This window comes from Streptomyces sp. NPDC004031, from assembly GCF_053604375.1.
Genome location: NZ_JBSGHL010000052.1, coordinates 38,943 through 62,027, shown reverse-complemented (window position 1 = coordinate 62,027; position 23,085 = coordinate 38,943). Strand labels below are relative to the sequence as shown.

15 protein-coding genes are annotated in these 23,085 nt (G+C 72.8%); 5 read left to right on the top strand and 10 right to left on the bottom strand.

The genetic code is table 11. The annotated features are described in order from the left end of the window. From ACWERV_RS27910 to ACWERV_RS27900, 3 genes are all read left to right on the top strand, one after another. Positions 1 to 249: L-serine ammonia-lyase, iron-sulfur-dependent, subunit alpha (locus tag ACWERV_RS27910; RefSeq protein WP_452938123.1), on the top strand; the 249-nt coding region annotated here is incomplete at its 5' end. Positions 250 to 546: 297 nt separating this feature from the next. Continuing rightward, positions 547 to 1,338 (top strand): class I SAM-dependent methyltransferase, encoded by a 792-nt coding sequence (locus tag ACWERV_RS27905; protein WP_452938121.1) that lies wholly within the window; start codon positions 547 to 549, stop codon positions 1,336 to 1,338. A 177-nt stretch (positions 1,339 to 1,515) separates the two neighbouring features. Next, complete coding sequence (locus tag ACWERV_RS27900; protein ID WP_452938119.1) at positions 1,516 to 2,397, top strand: LLM class F420-dependent oxidoreductase; 882 nt, start codon at positions 1,516 to 1,518, stop codon at positions 2,395 to 2,397. Positions 2,398 to 2,808: 411 nt separating this feature from the next. Here ACWERV_RS27900 and ACWERV_RS27895 read toward each other — a convergent pair whose 3' ends face one another. After that, on the bottom strand, positions 2,809 to 3,057 hold the full coding sequence (locus ACWERV_RS27895) for a hypothetical protein (protein WP_452938117.1): 249 nt from the start codon (positions 3,055 to 3,057) through the stop codon (positions 2,809 to 2,811). 146 nt (positions 3,058 to 3,203) lie between these two features. On the opposite strand from ACWERV_RS27895, the gene ACWERV_RS27890 reads away from it, so the two are divergent. Further along, positions 3,204 to 4,835, top strand: coding sequence for a DUF6351 family protein (locus tag ACWERV_RS27890; RefSeq protein WP_452938114.1), 1,632 nt, complete (start codon positions 3,204 to 3,206; stop codon positions 4,833 to 4,835). 72 nt (positions 4,836 to 4,907) lie between these two features. Here the strand turns inward: ACWERV_RS27890 and ACWERV_RS27885 are convergent, their stop codons facing one another. The 5 genes from ACWERV_RS27885 to ACWERV_RS27865 form a co-directional block, all read right to left on the bottom strand. Then, positions 4,908 to 5,969 (bottom strand): alpha/beta fold hydrolase, encoded by a 1,062-nt coding sequence (locus ACWERV_RS27885; protein WP_452938111.1) that lies wholly within the window; start codon positions 5,967 to 5,969, stop codon positions 4,908 to 4,910. Between the two features lie 358 nt (positions 5,970 to 6,327). Continuing rightward, positions 6,328 to 9,102 carry an AAA family ATPase gene (locus ACWERV_RS27880; protein ID WP_452938108.1) on the bottom strand — a complete coding sequence of 925 codons (2,775 nt, stop codon included), beginning with the start codon at positions 9,100 to 9,102 and terminating at the stop codon, positions 6,328 to 6,330. A gap of 38 nt (positions 9,103 to 9,140) precedes the next feature. Beyond that, positions 9,141 to 10,451: a cation:proton antiporter gene (locus ACWERV_RS27875; RefSeq protein ID WP_452938105.1), complete on the bottom strand. Its 1,311-nt coding sequence runs from the start codon at positions 10,449 to 10,451 to the stop codon at positions 9,141 to 9,143. 43 nt (positions 10,452 to 10,494) lie between these two features. Beyond that, positions 10,495 to 11,100, bottom strand: a complete 606-nt coding sequence (locus tag ACWERV_RS27870; RefSeq protein ID WP_452938102.1) for a response regulator transcription factor — start codon at positions 11,098 to 11,100, stop codon at positions 10,495 to 10,497. A 694-nt stretch (positions 11,101 to 11,794) separates the two neighbouring features. Beyond that, the gene (locus ACWERV_RS27865; RefSeq protein WP_452938099.1) at positions 11,795 to 13,276 is read right to left on the bottom strand and encodes an MFS transporter; all 1,482 of its coding nucleotides are present in this window, start codon (positions 13,274 to 13,276) and stop codon (positions 11,795 to 11,797) included. 113 nt (positions 13,277 to 13,389) lie between these two features. Between ACWERV_RS27865 and ACWERV_RS27860 the strand changes: the two genes are divergently transcribed. Beyond that, positions 13,390 to 14,013: a TetR/AcrR family transcriptional regulator C-terminal domain-containing protein gene (locus ACWERV_RS27860; RefSeq protein WP_398186103.1), complete on the top strand. Its 624-nt coding sequence runs from the start codon at positions 13,390 to 13,392 to the stop codon at positions 14,011 to 14,013. A gap of 16 nt (positions 14,014 to 14,029) precedes the next feature. On the opposite strand, the gene ACWERV_RS27855 is transcribed toward ACWERV_RS27860, so the two are convergent. From ACWERV_RS27855 to ACWERV_RS27840, 4 genes are all read right to left on the bottom strand, one after another. Beyond that, entirely contained in the window at positions 14,030 to 15,040 is a 1,011-nt protein-coding gene (locus ACWERV_RS27855) for an alpha/beta hydrolase (protein ID WP_452938096.1), read from the bottom strand. A gap of 113 nt (positions 15,041 to 15,153) precedes the next feature. Beyond that, positions 15,154 to 15,927, bottom strand: a complete 774-nt coding sequence (locus ACWERV_RS27850; RefSeq protein WP_452938093.1) for a thioesterase II family protein — start codon at positions 15,925 to 15,927, stop codon at positions 15,154 to 15,156. Further along, the gene (locus ACWERV_RS27845) at positions 15,924 to 22,310 is read right to left on the bottom strand and encodes an SDR family NAD(P)-dependent oxidoreductase (RefSeq protein WP_452938090.1); all 6,387 of its coding nucleotides are present in this window, start codon (positions 22,308 to 22,310) and stop codon (positions 15,924 to 15,926) included. Before ACWERV_RS27845 ends, ACWERV_RS27850 begins: the two co-directional genes overlap by 4 nt. 197 nt (positions 22,311 to 22,507) lie before the next feature. Further along, the gene (locus ACWERV_RS27840; RefSeq protein ID WP_398186116.1) at positions 22,508 to 23,077 is read right to left on the bottom strand and encodes a 4'-phosphopantetheinyl transferase superfamily protein; all 570 of its coding nucleotides are present in this window, start codon (positions 23,075 to 23,077) and stop codon (positions 22,508 to 22,510) included. Positions 23,078 to 23,085 lie beyond the last annotated feature (8 nt).

Genomic DNA, 23,085 nt, shown 5'->3' with positions numbered 1-23,085 from the left:
ATGGAACACAACCTCGGCCTGACCTGCGACCCGATCGGCGGCCTCGTCCAGATCCCCTGCATCGAGCGCAACGGCATGGCGGCGGTCAAGGCGGTGACGGCGGCGAAGATGGCGATGCGCGGCGACGGCCGCCACCATGTGTCTCTCGACAAGGTCATCCGCACGATGAAGCAGACCGGCGCGGACATGAAAGTCAAATACAAGGAGACGGCCCGCGGCGGCCTCGCGGTCAACGTCATCGAGTGCTGACCGCGTCTTCGGGAGCTGTACGCGGATCTGGACGATGCACTCACAACGGGGGGACGGCGTTCGCCCTGTGGCGCCGCTGGAAACACGTCGAAAAAGTCTGCCGGGCGTGGCCGGAGGTGGGCCTTTCCCGGCCACGCAGGGGTGCTCGGGTGGACGCGGGGCCGGGGCCCGGCGCGGGGTGTCTCCGGTCTCCTCCGGGGCTGGCAGCCGCCCGCTCCGGGCGTCGCGAAACACCACCTGGCCTGGCCTTTCGTTCTCCTCGCTCCTACGATCGCACACGGTCGAAGGGGGGGCCGGATGGACCGGACCGTACGCACCGTTGAGGACGTTCTCGCGCTCTTGGACGGACTGTTCGCCTCTGAATCCGAGGCCGGCCGCCTGGCGACCGGTGACGGCAAGGACTTCTGGGATCGCTTCTACGCCGACCGGTCAAGGCCGGTCCCGTTCTTCGTGGCGAAGCCCGACGAGAACCTGGCCGCCTGTCTCGACCAGGGCCTGATCGCTCGCGGGCGGGCCCTGGACCTGGGCTGCGGGGCGGGCCGCAACGCGCTGTTCCTCGCCTCGCGCGGCTTCGCGGTGGACGCGGTCGACCTCTCCCCGGTGGCCGTCGCGTGGGGCGAGGACCGGGCTCGCGAGTCCGGCGTCGATGTCCGGTTCCTCTGCGGTGACGCTTTCGCTCTCCCCGCGACCGAGTTGAGCGGCCCGTACGACCTGGTCGTCGACTCAGGATGCTTCCACCACTTGCCGCCGCACCGCCGGGTCGGTTACCTGAGTCTCCTCGACCGCGTCCTGGCCCACGGCGGCCATCTCGCCCTCACCAGCTTCGCTGCCGGCGAGGGAGGAATGGGTTCGGAACTCGCCGACGCGGACCTCTACCGTGAGCGCGAGTTGCGGGGTGGCCTCGCCTACACGCCCGAATCGCTGCGCTGGATCTTCTCTGACCTGGTGGAGGTCGAACTGCGCCGCATGCGGGAGGAGCCGCCCGAGTCAGCACTCTTCGGCGTGACGTTCCTGTGGACCGCGTTGTTCCGTCGGAGGGCGGCCTCTGCCGCGTCAGGCGACATTCGCCCTGCCCACGACCTCACGTAGGCGCTCGTCCTGGGTGGGTCCCGGAAGCCGTGGACGGCTCGCGCGGTCAGCTTGACGATCCGGTTGGGTTCCTCGCCGGGGGCTTTGCTGTGGCCGGTGTCGATGAAGGCCGCGGTCTGGGGCCACGCCGTGTACAACGTACGTGCGCCGAATTCCCTTCGACCGAGGACGACTCACATGTCACAGCACAGCCCCCTGGGCAGAATCGGTGTCTGGAGCAGTGTCTGGACCACCGCCCAGAACGGCGACGGACCGGCCTACTCGGGTGAGCACGACGACGCGGCGGCCGAGCTCGACGCCCTGGGCTACGGCACGATCTGGCTCGGCGGCGGCCCGGACGTCGCGTACGCGGCGCCCCTGCTCGCTGCCGCGCCCAGGATCGTGGTGGCCACCGGCATCCTCAGCATCTGGCAGCACGGTGCGGCGGAGGTCGCCGCCGGGAGGGCGGAGCTCGAACGCGCCCATCCGGGGCGGTTCCTGCTCGGGCTCGGGGTGAGCCACAGCGTGCTCGCCAAGGACTACGCGAAGCCGTATTCGGCGATGCGGGAGTACCTGACCGCCCTCGACTCCGCGCCGGAGCCGGTACCGCCGGCCGGACGGGTGCTGGCCGCGCTCGGCCCCAGGATGCTGGAACTGGCCAGGGACCGCACGGCGGGGGCGCACCCGTACCTGGTCACCCCGGAGCACACTGCGCGGGCGCGCGAGATCCTCGGCCAGGACGCACTGCTCGCCCCGGAGTTCAAGGCGGTGCTCGACCCGGACCTGGAGACCGCCCGCGCGACGGCCCGCGCGCATCTGGCCATGTACCTCACGCTGCCCAACTACACCGCCAACCTGCGGCGGCTCGGCTTCACCGAGGACGACCTGCGCGACGGCGGCAGCGACCGGCTGCTGGACGCGGTGTTCGCGCTCGGCGACGCCGACACGATCGCGACGCGTGCCCAGGAGTTCCTGGCCGCGGGGGCCGATCACCTGGCGCTCCAGGTCGTCACGGCCGGCACGCGGACCGGACTCCCGCTGGACGCCTGGCGGCGGCTGGCCGCCGTGCTGCTGCCGTGACCGCGGGCCCGGGAGCCCCGGGAGCCCCGGGAGCCCACTGTGGAGAGGAAAAAGGCCTGCCACGACGTTCGGCATCATGACGATCATCACCGACGGGGGAACCAGGCCCAACGTGCCCGCGGCTGCGCTGGAGAGACGCGGATTCGCTCACTGACGGTCCCGGAACACCCGCACATTCCCGCTCCCCCGGCGGAAGGTCCGTACGCCCGTGGCGAGAGCCGCGCGGCGCTCGAACGGCTGCGCACCTTCGCGGACGGCATGGCCCTCTTCGACTGAACCGGACACATCAGCCCCGGTGTCAGATCGACCCGTAGGCAGGCCCTCCGCGGCCGTCCGACACGCTTCGTCCAGGCGGACCGCCGGTTCCCGTAGCGAAAGCCGGGGAACCGGCGGTCCGGGCCGGGCACGAGTTCAGAGATCGACGTCCACGGTGACGTCCTCCGATGCCTTCCCGATGAGCGGGATCCCGCCGGGCGCACCGCTCTTCACCGAAGTGTTCCAGCTCCGGCCGTTGGCGAACCGCTCTGTCGCCGACCGCGCCGAGGTCACCGCGTAGCTGCCGCCGCCCCCACCGCCGTCGCCCTTGCCGCCGCTCGCGGTGCGCGGGCAAGCCGGCTCGGCGGGCCAGGTGCCGCGCGGCGCGCCGCAGCCATGCGTCACCTGCTTGACCGGTGACGGCGAGATGTGCGAATCTCTTGCTGATCCGCAAAAGCCAGGCCCAAGTGGGCTTCGGCCTGCGGCTTTTCACCGATCTGACGCCGCGTCCGCTGCCGGGCGGCTCGCCGCCTCCTCTGCGAAGGAATGCCATGAGACGACTTCTGACCGTCCTCGCCACCGCCGTACCCCTGGTCACCGCCCTCTGCCTCCCGGCGGGCGCCTCCGCGCACACCGCTTCCGGGTCGCACGGGGGCACGCCCTTCCGATGTTCGGCGGTGTCCGTCCGGGGCCCGGCGGGCACGGCCGTGGAGTCCGTGACCGCGACGAGCCGGCCGGGCGGCACCGTGCACGTGGACGTCACGCCGACCGGACCAGTGGACGTCCCGGACGTCCCCGCGTACTGCGAGGTGGTCCTCACACTCACCCACCCGGGCGCAGGCGACCATGAGAAGGTCACCGTCTGGCTGCCCCGCACCGGCTGGACCGGCCGCCTCCAGACGGTCGGCGGGGCCGCGTACGCCGCAGGCGACTACGGCCAGAACCTGGCCGACGCGATCAAGCACGGCTACGCCGCGGCGACCACCGACGCGGGCGTCGGCGGCTACACCGACACCGGCTGGGCGCTGGACGCCCAGGGCGACGTCGACAAGCCCCTGCTGGAGGACTTCGCCGCACGCGCCGAGCACGACACGGCGGTGGTGAGCAAGGAGGTCGTGGCGGGTGTCTACGGCACCCCGCCGGACTACGCGTACTTCAACGGGTGCTCGACCGGCGGCCGCCAGGGCTACATGGAGGCCCAGCGGTACCCGGACGACTACGACGGCATCCTCGCCGCCGCGCCCGCGATCAACTGGGACGAGTTCGAGGTCGCCACCCTGTGGCCGCAGGTGGTCATGAACAACGAACACACCTTCCCCAGCCAGTGCGAGTTCAACGCCTTCACCGCAGCCGCGGTCAAGGCCTGCGACTCGCTCGACGGCAATCCCGACGGCCTGATCGGCGACCCGCGGGACTGCCACTACGACCCGCGCGAACTCGTCGGCACGACGATCGACTGCGGGGGCACACCGATCACCGTCACGGCCGCGGACGCGACCGTCGTCCGCAAGATCTGGGACGGCCCGCGCACCGCCTCGGGCAAGCGGCTGTGGGCGGGCGTGCCCGTCGGCGCGAGTTTCGACCTGGCCGGCACCCGTACCGCGGACGACGGCACCGTGAGCGGCGAGCCCTTCCCCGTACCCGCCCAGTGGGTTGCGGACTTCGTGGAGAAGCAGCCCGGCGACGACCTCACCACCCTCACCTACGACCGGTTCGCCCAGCTCTTCCGGCAGTCCGAGGCCGAGTACGACGCGGTCATCGGCACCGACGACCCGGATCTGACGGCCTTCCGCGCGTCCGGCGGCAAGCTGCTCAGCTGGCAGGGCCTGGCCGACCAGTACATCCCCGCCCAGGGCACGGTGGACTACCGGGAGAAGGTCGACCGGCTGATGGGCGGCACGAAGAACGTCGACGACTTCTACCGGCTCTTCCTGGCCCCGGGCGTCAGCCACTGCGCCGGCACCCCGGCCCCGGGCCCGGCGCCCACCGACGCCCTGGGCGCCCTGACCCAGTGGGTCGAGCACGGCAAGGCCCCGCGCACCCTGAGCGCCGCGGCCTCGCTGCCCTCCGGCGGGACCGTCACCCGCGACCTGTGCCACTACCCCGAGGTCTCCCGCTGGACCGGCCACGGTGACCCTGCCTCGGCCGCGAGCTACCGCTGCGTCGCGCCCTCCCGGCACTGACGCCGCACCCCGGCACGGGCGCGTGCCCTGTTCCGCGGTCCGCCCGCGGAGCAGGGCACGCGCCTGCGCGGTTCAGAGGTGGTCGGCGTCCACGACGGCCTGGGCGAAGGCGGTCGGCGCCTCCTGCGGCAGGTCGTGCCCGATGCCCTCCAGCAGGCGGTAGCGGTACGGGCCGGTGAACCGGCCGCGGTAGGCGGTGTCGTTGCCCGCGCTGAACGGGTCCAGCTCCGCGTCCAGGACGACGCTCGGCACCGTGACGGCCGGCATCGCGGCGAGCCGCTCCTCCAGGTGGTCGTAGCGGCGGTCGCCCGGGGCGAGGCTCAGGCGCCAGCGGTAGTTGTGGATCACGATGGCGGCGTAGTCGGGGTTCGTGAAGGCCGCGGCGGTGCGCTCGAAGGTCGCGTCGTCGAAATCCCACGACGGGGAGACCGTGTCCCACACCAGCCGGCACAGGTCGTGCCGGTCGGTGGCGTCGCTCATGGCCTTCGCGCCGCGGTCGGTGGCGAAGTAGTACTGGTACCACCAGGCGTACTCGGACCGGGGGGCGATCGGCTTCAGCTGGGTGGGCAGGTGGGTGACGAGGTAACCGCTCACCGGGACCAGGGCCTTGACGCGCTCCGGCCACAGGGCCGCGATGATCGCGGCGGTCCGGGAGCCCCAGTCGAAACCGGCCAGCACCGCGCTGTCGATCCGCAGGGCGTCCATCAGCGCGACGATGTCGAGCGCGACCACCGACTGCTGGGCGTTGCGGAAGGTCCGCGGGGACAGGAAGCGGGTGGCGCCGTGGCCGCGCAGGTAGGGGACGATCACCCGGTAGCCCTGCGCCGCCAGCAGCGGGGCGACGTCCACGAAGCTGTGGATGTCGTACGGCCAGCCGTGCAGGCAGATGACGACGGGGCCGTGGGCGGGACCGGCCTCGGCGTAGCCGATCTCCAGCTCACCGGCCTCGACCCGTTTCAGGGGGGCGAACGTGGTGTGCGTGCCGGGCGTGATCAGTGGCACGGTCGGCGCGGCGGTCCCGGCCGCCGTCCCGCGCGGTGCCGCGGCCGACGCGGTCTGCAGCCCTGCGAGCGAGGCGGCCGCCGCGCCCGTGCCCAGTCCCGCCGCCTTGCCGAAAGTGCGCCTGTCGATCATAGGAGTCCTTCCCTCGGTCCTCTCCGGCCGACCGGCCCGTGGTGCCGCGGGACGGCCGGGACGGGCGCCGGGGTGACGTCGTCACAACAGCCTGCGCCCATCACTTTCGTACCGTAAGGACACGCGCGTATCAGCCAGTTGACGGACGAACACGCGGTGATCGTGGTCATACGGCGGCGAGCGGGTCAGCCGTCGGAGCACCTCACCACACGGCGCTCACAGAGCGAACGGCCCTCCGTGGAGGCCGCTCCGCCGGGCCGGAGCGGCCTCCACGGAGGGCCGTATGACGATGTGTGCGAGACCTTCCGTGCGCGACGACCTGTGGTTCGGTGGCCGTTCGGCCGGGGTGGGGCGGGGCTCAGGGGACGAGTTGGGCGAGGGAGGTGGGGAGCTGGGTGCGGCGGCGGATGCCGAGTTTGCGGTAGGCGCGGGTGAGGTGCTGCTCGACCGTGCTGACGGTGATGAAGAGCTTGCGCGCGATCTGCTCGTTCGTGGAGCCCCGGGCGGCCAGGGCCGCCACGCGCCACTCCGCCGAGCTGAGCCGGCGGGCGGCGGGGCCGGGGTCGCCCGCGGGGCGGGGCTCGGCCTTCTCCCGGGAGGCCACCGCGGCCGGCGGTTCGGGCAGCGGGGCGGCGGCGCAGCGTTCCACGAGGGTGCGCGCCTTGTGGGCGTGCCGGCAGGCCTGCACCGGCTGGCCCAGCGACTCGTAGGCGCGGCCCAGGTCGGCGAGGGTGTAGGCAAGGTTGAGCGAGTCGCCGCAGCGGTCGAGGATGTTCGCGGCCTTCAGCAGCACCGGGGGCCGCTCGTCGGGCCGCAGGGTCGCGGCGACGGTGCGGTAGGTGAGGCTGCGGGCGCGGGCGTGGCCGAGCGGGAAGAGCGACATGCGCTCGGTGAGCAGTTCCCTGGCCTGGGCGACCCGGCCCATGTGGAGGTAGGCGCGGGCGGCGTTGGTGCGCCACGGTACGGCCGAGGGGCAGTCCGCCTCCCAGAGCTTCATCAGGTGGCCGGCCGCCAGGAAGTCCTGGAGGGCGGCGTCGTAACGGCCGCGCGCGAGGTGGAAGTTGCCGCGCGCGTCGAGGTAGACGACCCCGCCCAGGGTGCCGAAGGCCGCGCTGGGGACGGGGATGTCGAGGTAGCTCTCGGCCTCGGCGAGCTTGCCCATGGCCGTCGTGGTCAGGACGAGCTGGGACAGCGGGATGACGATGGCCGCCCCCCAGCTCTCCCGCGGCATGAGGGTGAGGGCCGCCCGCGCCTGCCGGTTGGCGTTCGCGAGGTCGCCGAGGCGGTAGTGGATCTCGGCCCGCGCGGAGGTGAACAGCGCGTTCCACACCAGGCCGTACGTCCCGCGCAGCGAGGCGCGCAGCGCGTCGCACCACACCGACGCCTTGTCGAGGTTGTCGGAGTAGATGAGGACCATGAGGGCGGCCAGCGACGAGGCCGGGTTGACCGCTCCGGCCAGCGCCTCGCGCAGCACCAGCTCGGCGGCCGGCACCGCGCCCTCCTCCCCGGCGTTGCGCAGCACCGCGCCGAACGCGGTGGCGGCCCGGTGCTCGGCGGTTCCGGGGCGGGAGGACGCGGCGCGGGTCTTCTTCTCGCCGCCCGCGGCGGTGGGGGCGATACCGGGGTAGGTGATCGGCAGCCAGCGGCGGATCTGCTCGGCGTACGGCAGGGCGTCCTTGCCCGCCGACGGGCAGGTGCCGTCGGCGAAGCGGGCCATGACGCGCGTAGCCTGCTCGACCTGACCGTTCCACAGCAGGCTGCGGACCACCGGTACGGCCTGCCGTACGGACAGCTCGCCCTGCTCGGCGGCGGCCACGAGTTCGGGCAGGTAGCTCTTGACGGCGGCGGGGTCGTAGCGCCACATCAGGTCGGTGAGCCGGGCGGCGGTGTCGATGCGCTCCCGGGCGTCGACGCACTCGCGGTGGGCGCGTTCGAGGTAGCCGACGGCCTGTTCGTGCTCACCGCCTGCGAGTGCCTGCTCGGCGGCGTCGCACAGCACCTGGCGGGCCCACGGGACCGCGTCGTCGATCCGCATCAGGTGCTCGGCGGTGACGAGGGCGGGGGCGCCCTCCTGGTAGAGCAGCCGGGCGGCGCGGCCACGCAGTTCGTGCCGCTCCTTGGGGGGCAGGCTGCCGAGCACCACCTCGCGGACGCAGTGCAGGCCGAGCAGGTCGTGGTCGAGCAGTCCGCCGACGCCCGGGGAGGCGACGACGCATTCGACGGAGCCGGGGTCCATGCCGCACAGCCGTGCGACGGCGGAGGCCGAGCGGAATTCGCCCAGCGCGGCGATGGCCTGCGCGATCCGCAGGACCACGGGTTCGGCCCGGTACAGGCAGCTGAGCACGGCGCGCCCGAAGGCGGACCCGGCGGCGGGCGGCAGCGCGGTGTCCGGTCCGGCGGCGCGGGCGGCGCAGTCCTCGGCCAGCGCGTGCACCAGCAGCGGGCGGCCGCCGCACACGGCGGCGGTGTCGGCGGCGACGCGGCCTGCCGTCTCCAGGTCGCAGTATTCCTCCAGCACCGCGGCGACGCCGGTGACCGACAGCGGTTCCAGGTCCAGCTGGGTGCAGTTGGGCATGCGCAGCACCTCGGCCTGGATGATGCGCTGGACGGTGTCGCGGCCCATCCCCGGGCAGTAGGCCAGGGCGACGGTCAGCGGCGCGCCGCCCATCCGGCGCATGAGCGCCAGCAGGTACTGGAGCGACTCGACGTCCATGAAGTGCGCGTCGTCGATGCACACCACGAGCGGTGAGCTGTCGGTGAGGTACTGGAAGGCGCCGTGCAGCAGGCCGAGGATGGGCGGGGAGATCTCCCGGTGGCGGTGCGCCCCGGCCTGGCCGACGCTCTCCACCAGCCCGCGCACCTCCAGGTCGGCGCCGCTCAGGTGCGGCCGGTAGCCGCGCAGGAGCTGGTCGATGACACCGAGCGGCTGGTAGCGCTCGAAGCTGGAGGCGGTGGCCTTCAGGACGGTGGCACCCGCGATGTCGGCCTCCCGCGCGAAGGAGTCCAGCAGCGCGGTCTTTCCCTGCGCGAGCGGGCCGCCGATGGCGACCATCTGACATCGTCCCGCCGAGCATTCGCTGTAGATCTGGGCGAGGGCTTTCTCTTCCTCGTCCCGTTCGACCAGCTTTTCCATGACAACTCACCATCTCGCAATCAGGGGCAGCGCAGATTTCAGCGCGGACGAACGGTCGAGTACGGGCTCTCCGAAGCACTCCCGCTCTCCGGGGGCGAGACCGTGAGGGGGTCGGCCGGGTAGGCCGCGGCCGGATGCCGGCGCTCGATCACGGTGATGAGCGGCGCGGTCATGAAGGTCGTGATCAGGGCCATGAGGACGAGGATGGTGAACAGCCGGGCGTCGATGATCCCGGCGTTCAGGCCCACGTTGAGGGCGATGAGCTCGGTCAGGCCGCGGGTGTTGACGAGCGCGCCGATCATGGCGGACTGCCGGACGCCGAGGCCGCCGAGCCGGGCGGACGCGTAGCCTGCGCCGACCTTGCCGCCGATCCCGCACACCAGCACCACCCCGAGCAGGGCGAACCCGTCGCCGCCGAGTGCGCCGATGTTCATCGTCAGCCCGGTGACGACGAAGAACAGCGGCAGCAGCAGGCCGCCGGTGCGTTCCATCGTGTGCAGCAGGCCCTTGTCCGGGGCGCCCTTGGGCTTGGGCATGACCATTCCGGCGACGAAGGCGCCGAAGATGGGGTGCAGGCCGAGCGAGGCGGTGGCCCAGGCACCCGCCGCGGCGAGGACGAGCGCGGCCGGGGCCTTCTCCGACAGGGGGGAGTCCGGACGTACCAGCGTCCAGTGGAGCAGGGGACGGACCACCGCTGCCACTGCGAGGAAGCCCACGAGCAGCAGGATGGTCCGGGGTAAGGACCGGTCGCCGGCCACATCGGTGCCGACGACGGCGGCGGCGAGAACCAGCCAGGCGACGACGTCCATGAATCCGGCCGCGGATGTCGCGATGTCGCCCACGGTGGTGCCGGCGATGCCGCGTTCGCGGACGATCGCCGCGAGCACCGGGAGCGCGGTGATGGAGGTCGCCACGCCGAAGAAGAGGACGAAGGAGCGGCCTTCGGTGTGCGCGCCGTGCAGGAGGTCCAGCTGGTCCATGGTCAGGGCGATCGTGGTGCCGATGGCCAGCGGGACGGCGATCGCGCCGACCGCGACGAAGGTGACGGGTCTTCGGTGCCGGCGCACCGACCGCAGGTCGATCTCGTAGCCCACGCCGAACATGAAGATGACCACGGCTATCTGGGCGATGAGGGAGATGAAGGGCACGGCCTCGTGCGTGAAGAGACGTTCCGTCAGGTTGCCCGGGAGCCGGCCCAGGACGCTCGGTCCGAGGACGACACCCGCGGTGATCTGGCCGACGACGGTGGGCTGTCCGATCCTGCGCGCGAGGGCGCCGAGCAGGCTGGACGTCCCGAGGACGAGGGCGATGTCGCCGATGACATCGGCGGTCAGCGCATCCGTGTTCATTACCATCCCTTGCTCGGCGGAACGACATGGGGAAGCGGGACTTTCAGATCCAGCGCGCGTCCTTGGCGATTCGCAGGGCGTCGATGCGGTTGCGTGCGTCGAGTTTCGTCACGAGTGACGAGAGGTAATTGCGCACGGTGCCCTCGGAGAGATGAAGCCGTGAGGCTATTTCCACGGTCGTGTCGCCCTGGGAGAGACGTTCCAGGACGGAAAGCTGGCGGGAGGTGAGCGGGCAGCCCTCGTTGGCGAGCGCGGCAACCGTCAAGTCGGCGTCAAAAACGCGTTCGCCCTGGTGAATGCGATGCAGGGCCTCGAAGAACCAGCTGGGTGGTACGCGCCGCTGGAGCATGCCGTCGACCCCGCCGGAGAAAGCCTGGCGGACGATCGACCGGGTGAAGCTCTCGGCCAGCAGCAGGGTCCGGCACTCCGGCAGCGACCCTATTTTCTCGGCAACTCTTATCACACTGCCGTCGGTGCCGTCGAATCCTATGATGGCAACGTCCGGGCGATGCGTCTCGGCGAATTCAACCGCCTCAGAATCACCGCCGACAGCACCGGCGACAACAATGTCGGCACGCTTTTCCAGTAATGCGCCGAGCGCACTCCGGGACAGCAGTAATTCATCTGACAACATCACTCTGATGCTCATCGATGCCCCCTGGAATGAGAAACGACTCGCCGGTTGTCAAGAACAGGTCCAGCCGAATTTCGGTCTGTACTTCAGTCCGGGAGCGGCCCGTCCGACCCCGTACCGGTCCGGGCGAGCCGTGAGCCGAGAGCACCCGTACCGGCGGTCCCGAAGACTCCGGCACCCGTGACACCGGGCTCGGAGCGGGGTACCCGCCGAGGGTCTGTTCCACCGGCACGGCCGGCGGGTCCGAAAAGGACCACGCCGGCCTCTCGGCGATGGAACCGTACCGTACGACAGACGTCGTGGGCGATCAAGAAGCGCACCGTGCTCCCCCGTTTTGAGCGACGTGTGACATTCATGGAAGATAGTCAGTCGGCCAGATACAAGTCAACAGGTTTCGGCCAAAGGTTCGGTAGACCATTGAACAATCCCGGGCCGTGCCGCGGACATGTGACAGACATGCCCCGGACGCAGGTTCGGTTATTACCGAAATTCCGGTATTGGCCGTTACAGTAAATGCGACAAGAATTGCTTCAATGGATTTCAGGGTAACCGATCAAGGCCGGGACGGCGAGGATGGTCCGGCGAGGATGGCGAGTTCGCGCATCGTAGCGCCATGGGCTGCCGGTGGACACACAAAAGAGCGGGCCGGGACACGTTTCCGTGTCCCGGCCCGCTTCTCGGGCAGAATCCTGGAGGCTGCCCCCGGCGGTTACGGCCGGGTGGTCACCGGCTTACCGTCCAGCGGCTCCTCGGCGGCATTCTTTTCGGCGGGTGCGGCGGCGCCCGGCAATGCGAGAGCGGCTATCGCGGCGAGCAGCATGCAGCCGGAGATCACCAGGAACGCGACCCGGTAGCCCTGGACGAGCGCGTGGGCGTGGCTGCCGCCGGCGTGCGAGGTGACGCTGGAGCTGACGGTCACCAGGACGGCCAGGCCGAGCGCGCCGCCGATCTGCCGGGAGGTGTTGAGCAGACCCGAGGCGGCGCCGGCGTTCTGCGGCGGGACGCCGGTGGTGCCGCTGACGGTGACGGCGAGCAGCATGATGCTGATGCCGAAGCCGCCGACCATGTTCGGACCGAGCACGTGCGAGACGTAGGCGGCGTGCGTCGGGATGGTCGCGAGCCAGGCGGTGCCCGCGGTGGCGAACAGGCCGCCGGCGATCAGCATCGTGCGCGGGCCGAGCACCGGGGTCAGCGACCGGGAGACCAGGCCGCCGGCGATGAAGACCACCGTGACCGGCAGCATCGCCATGCCGGTGCGCAGCGCGCTGTAGCCGATGACCTGCTGGAGGTAGAGCGACAGGAAGAACATCAGCGCGGTCAGCGTGACGCCCACCGCGAACATGAACACGTTCGCCACCCGCAGCGTCCGCATCGCCACGAGGTCCAGCGGGATGAGCGGCCGGGCGCTGCGCGCCTCGACGACCAGGAAGGCCGCCACGAGGACCGCTGCGGCGACGAGGGAGGCGACCACCTCCGGGGAGCCCCAGCCCTTGCCGGAGGCCTCCGAGAGGCCGTAGGAGAGCGCCCCGATGCCCAGCGTGACACACAGCGCGCCGGGCAGGTCGAGCCGGGTCTCGCGGGAGCCCGCGGCGGGCAGCAGGAACATCACACCGGCCGCGGTCAGCGCGATGCCGGGCGGGACGTTGACGAAGAGCACCCAGCGCCAGTTGATCTCCGCGGTGAGCACACCGCCGAGGACCACGCCGAACAGGCCGGCCACGCCGCTCGTCATGCTCCACAGCGCGAGGGCCTTCTCGCGCTCGTGCTCGTCGGTGTGGCTGGCGGTGATCAGGCTCAGGCTCGCGGGGGTCAGCGCCGCGGCGCCGGCGCCCTGGGCGATGCGGGCGGCGATCAGTACGCCGCCGTCCCCGGCGAGGCCGCCGACCAGGCTGGCGGCGGTGAAGACCACGGCGCCGAAGAGGAAGACCCGCTTGTGCCCGTAGAGGTCGCCGGCCCGCGCGGCCATCAGCAGGAAGCCGCCCAGGGTGATCAGGTAGCCGCTGACGATCCACTGCTGCTGGCTGTTCGACAGGTCGAGACCGGACTTCATGTCGGGCAGCGCGACGGTGACGATGGTGGAGTCCAGTACCACCATGAACAGCGCCAGGCAGGACATGGCCACGACAACACCGAGGGGGAGGTTCGGTTTGAGAACCGCGGGTGCTGCGGGGGTTGTTCGGGTCTCGGGCATGAGGTCTCCTCAACACAACCACGAGCGAACGACCGTTCACGTGAACAGCGTTTACGTGAACGTTGTTCACGCTACGATACGGACCTGGGGATGTCAATCAGAGGGAGTAACTGATGCCGCTGCGCGAAGCCGACGTGGTCGACGGGGCCCTGCGCTTCATCGATTCCGAGGGCCTTGACCAGCTGACGATGCGCAAGCTCGGTGCGGCACTGAACGTGCAGGGCGGCGCCCTCTACCGGCACTTCCCGAACAAGGAAGCGCTGCTGGACGCCATGGCGGACAAGATCGTGGCGGGCATCGGCGACCCGCTGCCGGACGTCGCCTGGCCGGAACAGATCCGGATCCTGGGCAACCGGCTGCGCGCGGCCCTGCTCGCCCGCCGCGACGGGGCGCGGGTGGTGGCCGGCACGTTCGCGCCCGGGGCCAACACCATCATCGGGTCGGACACCTCCGTCCAGGTGCTCTGCCGGGCCGGGCTGCCGCCCGCGCAGGCCGGCTGGGTCAGCTTCTCGCTCTTCTACTACGTGCTGGGCCACACCATCGAGGAGCAGGCCCAGCTCCAGCTGCCGCGCGACCACGACTGGCGGGACCGCAACGAGCGGCTCAACGTCGAGGTGTCGCCGCAGTTCGCGGCCGCGCTCGACTCGCTGACCGGCGCGGACCCGGCCGAGCGGTTCGCCTACGGCCTGAACGTCTTCATCGAGGGGCTCATCCGGCTCCAGGGCGAGCCCGTCTGAGCGGTCGCCCCGCCCGTCAGCCGGCCGCGCCCCGGGGCGGTCCACCGCCGTCACCCCCCGCGTCCGCCGCGCCCTTACCGCCGCCCACGCCGCCTTCCGCGCCGCCGCCCCCATCCGGGCCGAGCAGCGCCTCCAGCTCGCCGACGACCCGGCGGGCGCACGCGGCGGCCGCCGGCACCATCGCCTGCATCAGGAAGTAGCCGTGGACCAGCCCGTCGCCCGGCTCGTGGCGTACGGTCACGCCCGCGGCGCGCAGCCGCGCCACCAGCTCCACGCCCTCGTCGCGCAGCGGGTCGAACTCCGCGGTGGCGACGACCGCGGGCGCCAGGCCCCGCAGGTCCGCCCGCAGCAGATCGACCGCCGGGTCGGCGCGCAGCCGCGCGTCGGGCACGTACTGCTCGTAGTTCCACGCCATGTCCTCGACGCTGAGCAGGTAGCCCTTGGCGCACTCCCCCGCCGAGGCGAGGATCAGGCTCGGGTCCACCGGCGGGTAGACCAGCAGTTGCGCGGCGAGGGGCACGTCGGGCGCGTGCAGGCCGACGCCCAGCGCGAGGCTGGCGCCCGCGCTGTCGCCCGCGACGACGTGCCGGGCGCCGGGGTAGGTCCGGGCGGTCCAGCGGGCCGCGGCCACCGCGTCGTGCAGCGCCGCGGGGTAGGGGGACTCGGGCGCCAGCCGGTAGTCGGCGGCGACCACGACGGCGCGCAGCGCGGCCGCCAGCTCCCGGCAGACCCAGTCGTGGCTGTCGAGGTCGCCCAGCACCCATCCCCCGCCGTGCAGGAAGGTGACGACGCGCCGCCCGGCGTCCCGCGGCGTGTGGACGCGCAGCCGCAGCCGTGTCCCGCCGGGCCCGTCGACGAGCCGGTCCTCGGCGGTGACCGCGGGCGCGCCGGTGCCCTCGTGGCGGCGGACGGCGTTGTCCCGGTAGCGCGCGCGGGCCTGCCCGACCGGCAGGTCGCGGTCGGCGAGCGGCGGGCCCTCGGCGCTCTGCCAGGCGATCAGGTGCCGGAGATGACGGTCCAGGGGCATCGCAACTCTCCTCCGTGCGGGGCGCGGTGGGGCGGAACACGGGCGCGGCACCGCCGCCCCGGGAGCGGGGCGGCGGTGCCTGGTGGTGCCGGGTGGTGCCTTCGCCGGGGCGGTCAGCTCGCCGGGGCGGCGGCCCCGACGGTGCCCGCGGTCTGCGCCAGGTCGGCGAGCAGGTCCGCCAGGACCTCCGGGAAGTGGTGCCGGATGTAGAAGTGGTCGCCCGGGTAGCGGTGCAGCGTGAAGGCCTCCGGGCCGGACGCCCAGTCCCGCCACCCCGTCATGTCGTCGGGGTCGGCGATGGCGTCGTCGTCGCCCGCGAACGCGGCCACCGCGCAGCGCAGGGGGACGGGCGGCTGTATGCCGAGCCCGGTGTAGAGCCGGGCGTCGGCACGGATCAGCGAGATGAAGGAGTCGACGGTGGCCTGGTCGTGCTCCAGCTGTCCGGGCAGGGCCTCGCCGCCGAGCATCAGGTACGCGGTGACGGGGTCGGTGAGCAGCTTCTCGGCGGTGCTGGTCCAGTACGGGTGGTCGGGCGCGGAGATGCCGGAGGGGCACAGCAGCGCGGGGCCGCGGTGGGCGCGTTCCAGGGCTCGGGCGACCTCGAAGGCGTAGCGGCCGCCCGCGGAGTGCCCGAACAGCGCGGTCGGGCGGTTGCCGCAGATCCCGGCGATGGCGTGCGCGGTCTGCCGGACCAGCCGGGGCAGGTCGGTGATGGGCAGTTCGCCGGTACGGGCCTCGCGGCCCGGCGGCTGGACGGCGAGGATCTCGACGCCGGTGGCGTCGGCCCAGGGCGCGTAGAAGTTGGGACCCCCGCCGGGGTGCGGCAGGCCGATGATGCACACCGGCGCGTCCGGGTCGGAGACGATGGGAACGATCCAGTCGTTCACGAGTGCTGCTCCTTGGCGTGGCTGACCCCGGCGGCGGACATGGCGCGGGTGGCCAGGTCGCGGATGCCTTGGCTGGCAAGGATCTCCAGGGTGGGGATGTCGAGGTCGAGCTGGCGGCGCAGGGTGACGCCCAGCTCGGTGGCCAGGATCGAGTCGAGTCCCAGACGGTTGAGCGGTACGGAGGGCGAGAGGCGTTCCGGCTCGGTGCGCAGGATGGTCGCGATGACGCCGGTGAGCGCCTGGGTGGCCAGCTCCTCCGCCTCGGCCTCGCCGCTGGCCAGCAGTTGCTCGCGCAGGCTCGCGCCGCTGCGGTCGGCCGGTCCGGAGGCGGAGGTGACGAGCGGGGAGAAGCGGGCCGCGGTGGCGGCGGGGAACATGAGCCCGGCCCGCTCCCAGTCGACGCGCGCGATCACGGCGCTGTGCGGCGCGTCGCCGGTCAGGAGGCGGCCCAGGCAGTCCAGCGCCTCGGACGGCGGGATCGGTTCGAGGCCGAGCCGGGTCATGGAGTCGGACAGGTTGTCGCGGACGACGACGCCGGTGCCCGCGATGGCGCCCCAGCCGACGGCGAGGGCCGGCAGGCCGCGGTCCCGGCGCTGCCGGGCCAGGGTCTCCAGGCCCAGGTTGCCGGCGGCGTAGGAGGCCTGGAGGCGGTTGCCGAGCAGGGCGGAGATGGACGAGTAGAGGACGAAGTGGTCCAGGTCGCAGTCGCTCGTCAACTCGTCCAGGATGCGGGCGCCTTCCAGCTTCGGGGCGAGGACGAACGTGTAGCGCCCGCGCGTCAGGTCCTCCAGCGGGCCGTCGTCGTAACCGGCGGCGCAGTGGAAGACACCGCGCAGCCCGCCCGGGGCGCAGGACCTGGCCTCCTCGACGACCCGGGCCATCGCGGCCCGGTCGGTGACGTCGGCGGCCGTGAAGCTGATGCCCGGTCGGTCCGGCAGCTCGGCGGGCTCGCGGCGGCCGGTGACGATGACCCGGCCCGCGCCGTGGTCGACGAGCCAGCACGCGGTGGCGGCGCCGAAGCCCGCGGTGCCGCCGGTGACGAGGTAGGCGCCGTCGGGGTCGAAGGTGACGCGCTGGGCGGCGATGCCGGTGGTGTCGATGACGAGCTTGCCGACGTGCTCGGACCGCTTGAGCCGGTTGAAGGCGTCGTCCAGGGCGGCCGAGGGGTAGACGGTGTGCGGCAGCGGCTCGATCTCGCCCTCGGCGGCGAGCCGGGCGATGTCCCGCATGACGGCCCCCGCGCGGTCCGGGCGCCGGTCGATGAGCTGGGCGAGGTCGACGGCGAAGTAGGACAGCGTGTTGAGGAAGGGGCGCAGCCGCAGCCCCGCGTCCCCGTACAGGTCGCGCTTGCCCAGCTCGACGAAGCGGCCGTCGGGCGCGAGCAGTTCGAGGCAGTTGACGGCGGCGGTGCCGGTGAGCGAGTTCAGGACGATGTCCACGCCCCGGCCGCCGGTCAGCTCCCGTACCTGGTCGGGGAATTCGGCGGAGCGCGAGTCGAGGGTGCGCCAGGCGCCGCGCTCGCGCAGCAGCTCCCGCTTCTCCTCGGTGCTTGCCAGCGCGATGACCCGTACCCCGGCCAGCCGCGCCAGGTTGAGCGCGGCCAGGCCCACGCCGCCCGCGGCGCCCGGCAGCAGCAGGATCTCGCCCTCGGCCATGCCGGCCAGGACGTTGAGGCTGTAGTGGGCGGTCGCGTAGACCAGCGGCAGGGTGGCCGCCTGCGGGAAGTCCATGCCCTCGGGCACGGGCACGGTGACGGCGGCCTCGGCCTTGACGTGGCTGGCCAGCGAACCGCAGCCGACGGCCATGACCGCCTGGCCGACCTCCAGGCCGGTGACGCCGGGGCCGAGCTTCGCGACGACACCGGCGCACTCCTGGCCGATCAGCGGACCGGCGTTGACGCCCGCGCGCCAGTCGGCCTGCATCGGCTCGATGGGCATCAGGCCGGTGGCCAGCATGACGTCCTTGTAGTTCAGCGCGGCCGCCCTGACCTCGATGACGACCTGGCCGGGGCCGGGCTCGGGCATCGGTATCGCCGCGGGCCCGAACTGCGGGGTGAGCGCGATGGTGCGCACCTGGAGGGCCGTGGCCTGGCCCGCGGACCTGCCGCGGCGCGCGGCCTCCCCGGCGGTGTCCGCGGCCGCGGGCTCGCCCGTCGAGACGTCCACGGGGGCGACGCGGGGCACGCGCACCTCGTCGGCGAAGACGGCGAACTCGTCCTCCTGGCCGGTGTCGGCGGCGAGCACCTCGGCGACACGCCCGGCCAGCGCCGGGTCGAGGGCGGGTTCGACGGCGATCCGGCGGGTCGTGACGCCGGGCACCTCGTTGGTGATCGTGCGCGCGGTGCCCCAGGCCGAGGAGGCCGCGGCGCTCCCGGCGCTCCGCGTGCCGGGGTGCGCCATGACGCCGCAGGGCCCGGTGACCAGCCAGACCGTCAGCCGCCCGTCGGGGGTGCCGGCGAGGCGCTGCTGCCAGGCCATGGCCAGGTCGCGGAGGATCTGCCCGGCGTCCGCGGCGGCCGCGACGGGGTCGTCGCCGCCCTCGGAGAGCACGAGCGCCACGGCGGCGTCGCCCTCGGCGTCGGCGGCCTGCCGGACCGCCTGTGCCCAGCGCGCGCTGTCGCCGGGGGCGACGGCGGCGGGGGCCGCGGCGCCGAGCGGCCCGGCGAGGGACCGCGCGAAGGGCAGGGCGCCCTCGTCCGCGAGCAGCGTCCAGGCGGTCGGGGCCGCCGCGGTGTCGGCGTCGGCGGAGCCGCCGGACTCGGGCGCGTAGGTCTCGGAGAAGGCCGACCAGATGCCCAGCGCGGGCTGCGGGCGGCCCTCGATGAGGCGCAGCCGCATGTCCTTGATGGTGACGGCGACGGTGCCGTCCGGCGCGGCCAGCGTGACGTCCCAGACGGCCTCGCGGCCGGTCTCGGAGTGCGCGACGACATGGATGACGCCCTGCGTCGGCGGCCGGGTCCAGGCGGTCAGGGCCCCGAACTCGACGGGCATGAAGAGCATCGAGCCGTCGCGCAGCGAGGAGTTGAGCGGGCCGCCCGCGTGCAGCGCGACGTCGAGCAGCACGGGGTGGGCGACGTAGCGGCTGGTGGGGCCGGTCATCTCGGCGGCGGGGGCGGGCGGCATCGTGTAGTCGGCGAGCAGCTCGCCCGTACCGGCCTCGTCGCAGCGGAACCAGGCGTTCGTCACGGCGCGGAAGCCGGGGCCGTAGACGGTGCCCGCGCGGTCGCTGATGCCGTAGAACGCGTCGTGGTCGAGCGTCATCTCGCCGTCCAGGCGGCTGCGGACGGCCGCGACGTCGAGCGCCTCGGGGGCCGGGCCGGTGACGGCGCGCAGCCTGCCGCGGGCGTGCTGCTGCCACGGCTGGGGGGCGCCGCCGAGGCGGTCCCGGCGCGAGGAGATCGTGATCATGTCACCCGCGACGGCGGTGCTGAGGTGCACCTGCGCCGGGTCGCCGGGGGCGGGCATGGTCAGGCCCGAGGTCACGGCGAGGTCGGTCACCTGGATCGCGTGGTCGCGGATCGCCGCGGGGCCCGCGGTCAGCGCCATCTCGGCGAAGGCCGCGCCGGGCATGACGATCGAGCCCGCGACCGAGTGCTCGCTCAGCCACGGCACCCGGGAGACCTCGACCGTGCCCTCCCACTGCGGTTCGGCGACCGGCACGCGCTCGCCGAGCAGCGGGTGGACGAGCTTGCCGTCGCCGGGGCCGTGCCCCCACCAGGAGGGCTCGCCGACCCACAGCCGCTCGCGCTGCCACGGGTAGGCGGGCAGGTCCGCGACCCGGCCGGGCGCCTCGAACCAGGTCCGCAGCTCGACGGCGCCGCCCGCCGCGAGGACCGCGGCGGCGTTCGCGTCGAGGTCCGGCTTCTGGTTGCGGCGCAGCGTCTCGGTCGCGGTGAAACCGGGGCTGTCCGGGGCCTGGGAGATCCGGCGCAGGTAGGTGGCGAGGACGGGGTGCGGGCCGATCTCGACGAGCACGCCCGCGCCCGCCTCGGCCATCGCCGCGACGGCCTCGGCCATCAGGACGGGCTCGCGGATGTTGCGCCACCAGTAGTCGGCATCCATCGTGCCGCCGTCCGCGACGGCCGCGCCGGTCACGGTGGAGTACATCGGCAGGCCCGGGTCGCCCGTCGCCAGACCGCCCAGCTCGTCGAGGATCTGGGCCCGGATCGGGTCCATCTTGGCGCTGTGGAAGGCGTAGTCGAGCGGCAGCATACGGAAGAACACACCGCGGTCGGCGAGCGTCTTGCCGATCTCCTCCAGCGCGTCCCGGTCGCCGGAAAGGGTCACGTCGGTGGGCGAGTTGACGGCGCTGACCTCCACCTGCGCGCCGCTGTCCGCGATCAGCGCGGCGGCGTCCTCGGCGCTCACCGCGGCCGCGGCCATCGCCCCCGTACCGGCGGTACGGCCCTGCGCGGCGCTGCGGATCGCCACCACCGTGCAGGCCGCGGCCATGTCGAGGATGCCGGCGGCGTAGGCGGCGGCGATCTCGCCGACGCTGTGCCCGGTGACCATCGACGGGGTGACGCCGCGTTCGCGCAGGCTGGCCAGCAGACCCACCTGGACGGCGAACAGCAGCGGCTGCGCGACCTCGGTACGAGCCAGGTCGTACTCGCCGTCGGCGAGCGCCTCGGCCACCGACCAGCCGAGCAGCGGGGTCAGCTGGGCGTCGGCCTCCTGCACGGCGGCGCTGAACGCGGGGTCCGACCCGGCGCCCTCGCCCATCAGGGCCGAGCCCATGCCGGCCCACTGGGAGCCGTTGCCCGCGAAGACGAAGCCGACGGGCGTGCCCGCGGCGGCGGCCGTCTCGCAGCGGGCGGCGGCCTCCGGCAGCGTCCCGGCGGAGATGCTGTAGAGGTCCTGGGCGGCGCCCGCCGCGTCACCGGCGAAGACCACGGCGGTGTGCTCGTAGCGCTGGCGGCGCAGGACCGAGGTGTAGGCGGCGTCGTAGAAGTCGCCGGGGGTGTCCTCCAGGTACTCCGCCATCGCCCAGGCGGCCTCGTTGAGCGCCTCCGGGGTGCGCGCGGAGACCAGCACCGGCAGTCGCTCGTCGTCGGTGGGCGCGGCGCTGTCACGGGCTTCGGGGGCGGCCGGCTCGACGAGGACGACATGGGCGTTCGCGCCGCCGATGCCGAAGGAGTTGATGCCCGCCGCCGCGCGGCCGTTGCCGCGGGCGATCGGGATCTCCACGTCGGTTGGCAGCAGGCCGAGCCCGTCGAAGTCGATCGCCGGGTTGCGCGGCTGGACGTGCAGGGACGGGGGGATCCGGCCGCTGCGCAGCACGACCATGGCCTTGAGCAGCCCGGCCATGCCGGAGGCGCACTCCAGGTGCCCGATGTTGGTCTTGACCGAGCCGATCGGCAGCGGGCGGTCCGCGGCGCGGTGCACGCCGAGCGCGGCGCCGAGCGCGGTGCACTCCACCGGGTCGCCGACCGGGGTGCCGGTGCCGTGGCATTCGAGGTAGACCAGCTCGTCGGGGGTGACGCCGGACTCCGCGTACACCTCCTCCAGCAGCGCCTGCTGGGTGATCGGGGAGGGCTGGCTCATCACGTTGACCGAGCGGCCGTCGGTGTTGGTGCCGGAGCCCGCGATGACGGCGAGCACGCGGTCGCCGTCGGCGATCGCGTCGTCGAGCCGCTTGAGCAGCACGACGCCCGCGCCCTCGCCGCGGACGAAGCCGTCGGCCAGTTCGGAGAAGGCGTGGCAGCGGCCGGTCGGCGAGAGCACGGACGCCTCGGCGAAGCCCAGGTAGTCGACGGGGTTGAGCAGCAGGCCGACACCGGCGGCCAGCGCGGTCCGCACCTTGCCGGACGTCACCGCCTGGGCGGCCTGGTGCAGCGCGACCAGCGCCGAGGAGCACGCGGTGTCGATCGAGTACGACGGGCCCCGCCAGTCCAGCAGGAAGGACAGCCGGTTGGAGGCGTTGCAGGTCAAGGTGCCCTGGAGCGAGTGGGCGTCGACGGCCTCGGGCCGCGCGGAGACCAGCTCCCAGTAGCCGCGGGTGGAGGTGCCGACCCACACGCCGCCGTCCTGGCCCTCCAGCGTCGCCGGGTCGATACCGGCGTGGTGGAAGGCCTCGATCGTCAGTTCCAGCAGCAGCCGCTGCTGCGGGTCCATCTGCGCCGCCTCGCGCGGGGAGATGCCGAAGAACCCCGGGTCGAAGCCGGTGACATCCTGCAGGAAGCCGCCGGCGGCGGTGTAGCTCAGCCCCGGCCGGTGGTCGCCCGGGGCGGTCCACAGCGCCGGGTCGAACCGGTCCGGCGGCACCTCCGTCACCAGGTCGAGCCCGGCGAACAGCGCCGACTCCAGCTGGTCCAGGTTGTTGATGCCGCCCGGTAGCCGACAGCCCACTCCCACGATCGCCGCGGAGTTCCCAAGACCGCCCACGAGTCTCTCCTCACTTCGAGTGAGCACGGTTGCGTACGTCGTCATTTCTCACCGCACCGTGATTGGAAAATTCATCGTCAAGCAGACAGAAAAGATCGGGCACCTCCGCCGAGACCGCGGCAGCCACATAATGGAAGGCTACCAGGCGGTCAACTGCCGGGAACAGGTGAGAATTTCACGTACGGCAGTGCAATAAATCATCGCAGGATGGCGACGGCAAACGAGAGGTCTTCCGTGGAACGAATCCACACGGGTACCGCCACATCGCGGTAGGACGCCGTCAAGGCATCGCCGGACCTGGTGAGTTCGATCCTCCAGAAGAGGAAATCACCGGTTCCGGCAATGCCGGACAACGCCTTGAAAGCTGCTTCCTTCGCCGAGAAGAGATCGCGTGCGGCATATTCTCCGGCGGGCGCCAGGAGCATATTCCGCTCCTGTTCCCGCAGGACGAACCGCGCCACTCGGGGGGCTATCTCCGCGCTTTCGGCATCGACCCCGACCGCCGCCGCGCCGGGCACCACCAGCGCGACCGCCAGCCGCTGCGTGTGCGAGATCGACCCGGCGAATCCCGGCGGGAAGTCCGGCCGGCCGCCGCCGGGGCCGCCCGGCACGGTGCGCCGTGCGGAACCGGCTGCGGCGAGCGCCGCCGCGGCCGCCCGGCGGCCGGCCGCGGACTGCTCGTGCGGTCCGTACGGCCGGCGCACCGGGCGCCAGGCGAGGCGGGCGCCCGCGGCGGCGCCGGCCGGGAGGTCCGGCAGGGCTGCCACGGCCGGCC